The following is a 1,266-nucleotide window of genomic DNA, read 5'->3' on the forward strand; positions in this document are numbered from 1 at the left end:
TGACCGGCCCCCACTGAGTGGTCCGTGATGATTGTTAGTGCAGAACCGCTTCCGGCGCCATGGCTGGCCGTAGGTGGAGCGTAGCGGAACCGGAGGGCAGCCATGGCGGTGTCGCCGTTTCTGGGGCCGGCGGGCGATACCCCAACGAGCTGTGTGGCCGGATAGTGTTGTAGTGGCGCCGCCAGGCTTCGATCAGGATCTTTGCCTCAGCCAGAGTGTAGAAGATCTCTCCGTTGAGCAGTTCGTCCCGCATCGAGCCGTTGAAGGACTCGCAATAGCCATTCTCCCACGGACTGCCGGGTGTGATGTAGAGCGTCTTCACACCAACCTTCGCCAGCCATTCCTGCACGGCATTGGCGATAAATTCCGGGCCGTTGTCTGACCGTATGTGCGCTGGTGGCCCACGGGTGACGAACAACTCGGCCAGTGCTGCCAGCACATCCTCGCTGCGAAGTCGCCGCGCAACCGGCAGGGCCAGGCACTCCCTGCTGGCTTCATCGATGATCGACAGAATACGGAACTTGCGACCGTCGTGCGTGCGCCCCTCGACGAAGTCGTAGGACCACACGTGCCCCGGATACTCGGGTCGCAGCCGGATACACGATCCGTCGTTGAGCCATAGGCGCGAGCGTTTGGGCTGCTTTTGCGGCACCTTGAGCCCCTCGCGTCGCCAGATGCGTTCCACTCGCTTGCGGTTCACATGCCAACCGGCATCACGCAGCAAGGCCGTTACCCGGCGATAGCCGTAGCGACCGTATTGCCTGGCAAGTGCGATGATGTCCTCGGTTAGTGCAGCCTCGTCATCTGCCCCGCGCGGCGTCTTGCGCTGTGTCGATCGATGCTGTCCGAGCACGCGGCAGACCCGCCGCTCGGACACCGACATCATGCCCCGGATATGATCGATACAGCGCCTGCGGCGCGCGGGGCTCAGAAGTTTCCCCGGGAAGCCTCCTGCAGGATCAGCTTGTCCAGCGTCAGGTCCGATACCGCCCGGCGCAAACGGGCGTTCTCCTTCTCCAGCTCTTTCATCCGCCGGGCCTGATCCATCTTCAGGCCGCCATACTCCTTGCGCCAGCGGTAGTAGCTCTGCTCGGTGACGCCGATCCGGCGACACGCATCGGCAACCGTTCCGCCCTGCGCCAGCACGATCTCCGCTTCACGCAGCTTGCCGATGATCTCCTCCGGCTTGTGCTTCCTTGCCATTCCATTCCTCCTTCGTGGCCAATTCTAAAATAGAAATTGGGCCACTCAGAAGGGGGCAGATCA

1 protein-coding gene is annotated in these 1,266 nt (G+C 62.5%); it reads right to left on the reverse strand.

The genetic code is table 11. The annotated features are described in order from the left end of the window. Window positions 1–34 precede the first annotated feature (34 nt). A protein-coding gene (locus tag SPHV1_RS01010; protein WP_156367185.1) for an IS3 family transposase occupies window positions 35–1,203 on the reverse strand; the annotation gives its coding sequence in 2 pieces (ribosomal slippage) (window positions 35–942 and window positions 942–1,203; 1,170 coding nt in all). Window positions 1,204–1,266: the final 63 nt, after the last annotated feature.

The organism is Novosphingobium sp. KN65.2 (assembly GCF_001368935.1).
In the GTDB taxonomy this organism is placed as follows: domain Bacteria; phylum Pseudomonadota; class Alphaproteobacteria; order Sphingomonadales; family Sphingomonadaceae; genus Novosphingobium; species Novosphingobium mathurense.